Here is a 7,122-nt window from a genome sequence, read left to right as displayed (position 1 = left end):
TAAGGAGGGCTTAAGATGGCAAAGATAGGGGTGTATGTATGCCATTGTGGAGAGAATATTGCAGGTGCGGTGAACATTGAAGAAGTTGTGAAATATGCCGAGACTCTTCCAGATGTAGCTGTTGTAAGAAATTATCTTTTTATGTGTTCAGATCCAGGCCAGGAGATTATTAAAAAGGATATTAAAGATGGAGTAGTTGATAGAGTGGTTGTTGCAGCATGTACACCAAGAACTCATGAGCCAATTTTTAGAGATGCTGTGGAATCAGCAGGACTTAATAGATACTTCTTAGAGATGGCTAACATCAGAGATCAGGATAGCTGGGCTCACTGGCATGATAAAACCGGTGCTACAGAGAAAGCAAAAAGACTCATAAGAAGCGCAGTAGCAAAAGTGAAATTGGCAGAGCCTCTTTATGATCGCTATGGTGATATGGAAAAGTCTGTAATGGTAGTAGGTGGTGGAGTCGCAGGAATGTTTGCAGCTTTGGACCTTGCCAATATGGGGCTTAAGGTTTATCTTGTTGAGAGACAGCCATCAATTGGTGGACAGATGATAAAGCTTGACAAAACATTTCCAACAATGGATTGCTCAGCGTGTATTCTTACTCCAAAGATGGTTGAAGTAGCTCAGCATCCAAATATTGAACTTATTACCTATGCAGAAGTGGATGCTGTAAAGGGCTATGTGGGTAATTTTGATATTACTGTTAAGAAAAAGGCAAGATATATAGACTGGGATAAATGCACAGGCTGTGGTGTCTGTACTCAACTTTGTCCTTCAAGGGTTCCTAATGAATATAACTTTGGAATGAATCAGAGACGGGCAGCTTATATTGAGTTTCCCCAGGCTGTTCCAAAAAAGGCAGTGATTGATAGAGCAAACTGTCTTTATTTCAAATCAATGGATAAAACAGGCAAACCAGCCTGCCAGATTTGTGAAAAAGGAATCCCACCTAAGGGAATACAGGGTTGTCCAGCAGGTGCAATAAAATTTGATGATAAAGATGAGTATGTAAATCTCAAGGTTGGTGCAGTGATTCTTGCAACAGGATACAAAGTAATGGAAAAAACTCACTTTAAAGAATACTCGCCTCATAGCCCGGATGTAGTTACAGCAATGGAATTTGAAAGAATTCTTTCAGCTACAGGTCCAACAGAGGGAGAACTTAAAAGACCTTCTGATGGAACAAAGCCAAAGACCATTGCATTTATATCCTGTGTTGGAAGCCGTGATGAGAGATATCATACCTATTGTTCAAAAGTATGCTGCATGTATATGCTAAAACACGCAAGAATTCTTAAAGAAAAATATCCGGATATCAAGCTTTATCTCTTTTTCATAGATGTAAGAACAGCAGGAAAAGATTTTGAGGAATTCTATGTTTATACAAAAGAATTGGGCGTCAAGGTAATCAGAGGAGGGAGAGTTTCAGCAGTTGATGTAAAACCAAATGGGAAGCTCAGAGTGAGAGGTTTTGATGTTGACCTTTGCTCTCCTGTTGAGCTTGAGGCAGACATGGTTGTTTTAGCAACAGCTATTGAACCTCCAGCAGGAACAGAGGAACTTGGCAGACTTTTTGCAGCAACATGTGGAAGAGAAGGATTTTTAAGGGAGGTTCATACCAAGCTTTATCCAGTTGAAACAGCTGCCAAAGGAGTATTTCTTGCAGGATGTGTGCAAGGTCCAAAGGATATTCCAGAGTCAATTGCTCAGGCACGTGCAGCTTCTTCTGCAGCAGCTGCTTTGGTTATCCCAGGTAAGATTAAATTTGAAGCAATTATTTCTAAAGTAGATAGAGAAAAATGCAGCAGTTGCGGTGTTTGCGTTCCTCTTTGTCCATATGGAGCAATAAAACTTGAAGAATACAAAGGCAAAGAAAAAGCATATATTGAACCTGCTCTTTGTGCAGGATGTGGCGTTTGTGCCAGCGCATGTCCATCAAGAGCGATTACATTCCATGGATTTACAACTGAGCAAATTCTGGCACAGATTGATGCATTAGCTGAAGCATAAAATAAATAAAGGAGGAATAAAATGGAAGAAGGCGGCGTAAATGTAATTGATCTTACGCAGGCAGATGAAAGCTTTGTAAAAGAATTAATAGGATTAGGCGCAGATGAATTAAGAGAATGCATACAGTGTGGAAAATGTGGAGCTACATGTCCCATGGCATTAGCAGGATTAGAATTTTTTATTAAAAGGATAGTTCATGCAGCCAATCTTGGTTTAAGAGATATTCTTCTTGAGGATTCCTCTATATGGGGATGCCAGTCCTGTAACCGTTGTGTTGAAATATGTCCGATGGATATAAAACCATATGAAGTAATTCAGGCATTAAGAAGAGCAGCAATTAAGGTAGAGTCCTGCCCTGCAAATACCTATGAGGGTTTAAGAAATTTATATAAGTTCGGTCATGCGGTATTTCCAAAGGGATTTGAAGAAAGAAGAAAGAAAGCAGGTCTGCCAGAGAAACCACCAACAGCATTGAGCTTTGATGAATTAAGGAAAAAGTACCAGGAAGTTTTAAAGCAAACTATCCTGGAAGAAATAGCACCATTCCCGCTTGATTAAGGAGGAGAGAGATGAAAAAGATAGGATTTTTCCTTGGATGTAACATACCTTTCAATAGACCAGATGTTGAGTATTCAGCAAGATATATGTTAAATGAACTTGGCGTTGAAATTGTAGAGCTTGAAGGAGCTGCATGTTGTCCTGCCTTTGGAACTATGCCATCAGTGGATTTAGTAGGATGGGCAGCTGCATCAGCATGGAATTTAAGTATTGCTGAAGAAAAGGGCGTTGACATAATTACAGGCTGTGGCTCTTGTTATGGTTCTTTAAATGAAGCAAGATATCACATGGAAAAGCACCCTGAAATTAAAGAGCAGGTTAATAAGATACTTGGTAAGGTTGGGAAACAATACAAAGGGACTACAAAAGTGTGGAATTTCATTAATTTTCTTTATGAAGAAATCGGGCTTGATACTCTTAAATCTAAAATTAAATACAATCTTAATGGAGTAAAATGTGCTGTGCAGACAGGTTGCCACAATCTCTGGCCAAGCAAAGCCTATCCTACAAATGAAGACAATACATTCTTTCCAAAAAGATTGAGAGAAATATGTGAGTCAATGGGTGGTATAGCCCCTCATTACAGCACAATAACTGATTGCTGTGGAATGGGTGCATTGAGGTCAACAGCATCTGAAAAGTCTCTTGCTCTTTTCAAAAAGAAGCTGGATGTTATAAAAGAGGAAATTGATCCTGATTTATGTGTCATTGGTTGTAGTTCCTGTTTACTACAATTTGATGCGGGGCAAGCTTTATTAGTAGAACAGAAAAAACTTGACTATAAGATTCCTGCTCTTCACATTGTGCAGCTTGCAGCTATAGCAATGGGTGCGGATGTTGAAAAAGCAACTGCGCAGGCATCAATTCCTTTGAATGGAATAATAACTAAAATAAAAGGAGGGAATTAAAGATGGCATGGGAGCCAAGACTTATTGTTATTGCCTGCCAATGGTGCACATATCAAGGGGCAGACCTGGCAGGAAGTCTCCGTTATAGTTATCCTCCTACAGTGCATATAGTAAGGGTGCCCTGTAGTGGAAGAGTTGAACCAGAATTTATAGCAGAAGCCCTCATAAGAGGAGCAGATGGAGTATTTATAGGTGGATGCCACTTTGGTGACTGCCATTATAAAGAAGGTAATTACAAAGCAATCAGAAGATTTAAACTCTTTAAGCGTGTTGCTACAGAACTCGGAGTAGAGCCTGAAAGAATTCAGCTTGAATGGATTTCAGGAAGTGAAGGCAAGAGATTTTCTGAAGCTATGACAGAGTTCGATGCCAAAATAAGAGAGCTTGGACCAAATCCATTGAAAGGAGGGGCACAATGAGCAAGCCTAAACTTGCATATTATCTTGCCGGTGGCTGTGGTGGTTGCGATATAGCTGTTGTAGATTTATCTGAAGCACTGGTAGATGTTGCTCTTCAATTAGATATAGTTTTTTGGGCACCAACAGTGGCTGATGCAAAATATAAAGATCTTGAAGCAATGCCTGATGGCTCAATTGATGTGGGATTAATTTCTGGAAATATAAGAAACTCTGAGCACGAGCACATTGCTAAGGTAATGAGGCAGAAATGTAAAGTTCTTATTGCCTTTGGAATATGTGCATCCTGTGGTGGAATTAAAGGACTTGTAAATTTACATACAACAGAGCAGTTGCTTGATAAAGCCTATATAAACACTTTTAGTACAGATAATCCAGAAAAAGTATTACCACAGACAACTGTTGTCGTTGATGGCAAATATGAATTAACTTTACCTACTTTAATGGATGCAAGAGCTCTTGATCAGGTTGTAAAAGTGGATTATTACATTGGTGGATGTCCTCCCTATCATGAACACATAGCAAAGGCATTTACAGCTTTACTTTCTGGTCAGCTTCCACCTCCTGGTTCATGGATTACAATGGGTAAAGCAGTATGCGAAGTGTGCGATAGAAATCCAGTGTTAAAAGGCAGACCCAAAAAGCTTGCAACTGAGGTAAAAAGAACAATTGATGGAGCACCAAGTGAAGACGGCTGTCTTCTTGAAGAAGGATATCTATGTCTTGGTCCTGTAACACAGGGTGACTGTGGAGCAAAATGTCCTTCTGCAAATATTCCATGTAGAGGCTGTGGAGGACCAATTCCTGGAGTTAAAGACTTTGGCCTCAGGGCAATAAGCGCTATAGCAAGTATGCTTGACAATGAAGAGCTTGTTGACAAGATTCCAGATCCTGTTCATCTTTTTTATAGATATGCACTGCCAAGCTCTTTTCTTGGTAAAAGAATAAAGAGATAGAAAAATGGGCTTAAGAGATATAATAAGAAAAATAACCCAGAAGGGGGGAAAGGGAATGAAGAAAATTGAAATTAATCCGATGACAAGACTTGAAGGTCATGGAAAAATTACTATCTTCCTTGATGAACAAGGAAATGTTGATAATGCTTTTCTGCAGGTTGTTGAATTCATGGGATATGAGAAATTTCTCATAGGTATGCCTATTGAGGAAGTTCCCAGAACCGTAAGCACTATCTGTGGAGTTTGAAGGGGTGTGCATTTCACAGCCTCAGTGAAGGCTGCAGATGCAGTTTACGGAGTTGAACCAACTCCTACAGCAAAAAAAATAAGAGAACTTTTTTATAATGCCCATTTTGTAGAAGACCACACAGGAATTCTTTATGCTCTTGGTTTTCCAGATTTTGTATGCGGCCCAACAGCTTCACCTGCTGAGAGAAACTTGATAGGTCTTATTTTAAAAGTAGGTGCAGATGTTGGAAAGCTTGTATTAAAAAAGAGATTCTCAGCAGTAAGAATTTTTGAGATCACCGGTGGAAGAACCAGTCATCCAGTTGCAGCACTGCCAGGTGGTTGGTCAAAGAGAATCACAGAAGAAGAAAGGCAGGAGATTCTTAAATGTGCTGATGACTGTATTGAGCTTGCTAAATTAACTCTTGATGTATTTGATAAGGTTGTGCTGCAAAATAAAGAATACATGGCTTTAGTTACAGGTGATGTTTATAAGGTGGTCACCAATTATGTTGGAACAGTTGATGACAATGACAAAGTTACATATTATGACGGAACACAAAAGATTGTTGATACCAAAGGAAACGAATTAGGCAGATTTAAAGGAATACAGTATCTTGATTATATTGCAGAAAAAACACTTCCATGGAGCTATCAGAAGGCTCCATATTTGAAAAAAATTGGATGGAAAGGTTTTGTTGATGGAGATGGAACAAGCATTTACAGTGTAGGACCACTTGCAAGATTTAATGTTGGAAGCGGATTTGACACTCCTTTGGCACAGGAAGCTTATGAGAAGATGGTTACTGCCTTTGGTGGCAAACCTGTTCACAATACATTAGCCTATCACTGGGCGAGAGCAATTGAGTTAATGCACGCTGCAGAGACTGTGAAAAAGATTGCTTCAGATGAAAGCATTACAGATCCAAATGTTCGTCAGGAGCTTGGCAGTCCTGTTGGTGAAGGTGTGGGAATTGTTGAAGCAGCCAGAGGCACATTGATTCATCATTACAAAACAGATGAAAAAGGTATTGTTACTGATGCAAACCTTATTGTTGCCACAACTCACAACAAAGGACCTATGAACATAGCAGTTAAGAGAGCTGCCCAGAACTTTATTAAGAATGGTAAAGTTGATGAAGGAATTCTTAATCTTGTTGAGATTGCCTATCGTCCTTATGACCTTTGCTTTGCCTGTTCAACCCATACACTTCCTGGAAGAATTCCAGTAAGAATTGACATAATTGACCATCATGGTGAGGTTATAAAAAGCCTAAGAAATTATGAATTAGGCTAAATAATTTCCTATTAGCGGGGGTTTTACCCCCGCTCTTTCTATCTAACTTATTTCAGTGAGGATAGATGAAAAGCGTAATTATTGGTATTGGTAATCCTAATTTTAAAGATGATGGAGTGGGTTTAAAAGTAGTTGAACATTTTGAAGGAATTGTTGATACTGTTGTATTTTTAAATATAGGTTTTAATCTAATTGATGCATTATTGGGGTATGACAGAGCAGTGATTGTGGATGGAGTAAAAACAGGAAAAGAGCCTGGAAGCATTGTTGAATTTAATGCAGACTTCTGGGGAAATGTCTATGCCAGTGGAACTCATAATTTTTCAATCTTTGAAATTATAAGGATTGGTTATTCAGTGTTTCCAGATGAAATGCCAAACGATATAAAAATCATCGGGATAGAAGTAGAGGATGTGGAAACTTTAAGCAGACAGTGCTCTCCTCGGGTAGAGTCAGCAATTCCAGAAGCTGTATCCAGGATAAAGGAATACCTACGAATAAATTGATTTCATAATAATAAAAGAAATAATGAAGCCTATTAAGGGTGCAATTATAAAATTAAGAGCCATTTTTCTAAGAAGCTCTACTTTAACAGTTTTAATTCCCTTTGTCAATCCAACTCCTACAATGCCACCTATTATACAGTAAGTGGTAGAAACAGGCATTCCTAAAAAAGTAAAGAACAGAACACAGCATCCAGCTCCAAACTGAGCAGAAAAGCCTGAAAAGGGGTCAAGTGTTGT

8 protein-coding genes are annotated in these 7,122 nt (G+C 39.0%); 7 read left to right on the top strand and 1 reads right to left on the bottom strand.

The genetic code is table 11. The features are described from left to right. Positions 1–15: 15 nt before the first annotated feature. The 7 genes from ACP5O9_RS08490 (at position 16) to ACP5O9_RS08460 (ending at position 6,885) form a co-directional block, all read left to right on the top strand. Positions 16–2,016, top strand: a complete 2,001-nt coding sequence (locus ACP5O9_RS08490) for an FAD-dependent oxidoreductase (protein ID WP_428723829.1) — start codon at positions 16–18, stop codon at positions 2,014–2,016. A gap of 21 nt (positions 2,017–2,037) precedes the next feature. Further along, on the top strand, positions 2,038–2,574 hold the full coding sequence (locus tag ACP5O9_RS08485) for a 4Fe-4S dicluster domain-containing protein (protein WP_353685813.1): 537 nt from the start codon (positions 2,038–2,040) through the stop codon (positions 2,572–2,574). Between the two features lie 11 nt (positions 2,575–2,585). Next, complete coding sequence (locus tag ACP5O9_RS08480; RefSeq protein ID WP_428723828.1) at positions 2,586–3,482, top strand: CoB--CoM heterodisulfide reductase iron-sulfur subunit B family protein; 897 nt, start codon at positions 2,586–2,588, stop codon at positions 3,480–3,482. A gap of 2 nt (positions 3,483–3,484) precedes the next feature. Further along, positions 3,485–3,901 (top strand): hydrogenase iron-sulfur subunit, encoded by a 417-nt coding sequence (locus ACP5O9_RS08475; protein WP_424905388.1) that lies wholly within the window; start codon positions 3,485–3,487, stop codon positions 3,899–3,901. Beyond that, the gene (locus tag ACP5O9_RS08470) at positions 3,898–4,854 is read left to right on the top strand and encodes a F420-nonreducing hydrogenase (RefSeq protein ID WP_428723827.1); all 957 of its coding nucleotides are present in this window, start codon (positions 3,898–3,900) and stop codon (positions 4,852–4,854) included. The genes ACP5O9_RS08475 and ACP5O9_RS08470 overlap by 4 nt, the downstream gene beginning before the upstream one ends. Before the next feature lie 55 nt (positions 4,855–4,909). Next, the gene (locus ACP5O9_RS08465) at positions 4,910–6,379 is read left to right on the top strand and encodes a Ni/Fe hydrogenase subunit alpha (RefSeq protein WP_428723826.1); all 1,470 of its coding nucleotides are present in this window, start codon (positions 4,910–4,912) and stop codon (positions 6,377–6,379) included. A 65-nt stretch (positions 6,380–6,444) separates the two neighbouring features. Next, positions 6,445–6,885: a hydrogenase maturation protease gene (locus ACP5O9_RS08460; RefSeq protein ID WP_353685808.1), complete on the top strand. Its 441-nt coding sequence runs from the start codon at positions 6,445–6,447 to the stop codon at positions 6,883–6,885. Here the strand turns inward: ACP5O9_RS08460 and ACP5O9_RS08455 are convergent. Next, on the bottom strand, positions 6,871–7,122 hold a 252-nt coding region (locus ACP5O9_RS08455; RefSeq protein ID WP_428723825.1), incomplete at its 5' end, for an inorganic phosphate transporter. The two genes, ACP5O9_RS08460 and ACP5O9_RS08455, sit on opposite strands and share 15 nt — an antisense overlap.

The sequence above is a fragment of the Thermodesulfovibrio sp. genome (assembly GCF_049969575.1).
Classification (GTDB): Bacteria; Nitrospirota; Thermodesulfovibrionia; order Thermodesulfovibrionales; family Thermodesulfovibrionaceae; genus Thermodesulfovibrio; species Thermodesulfovibrio obliviosus.
The sequence above is the reverse complement of the archived record's forward strand: the minus strand, read 5'-3'. Positions and strand labels throughout refer to the sequence as shown.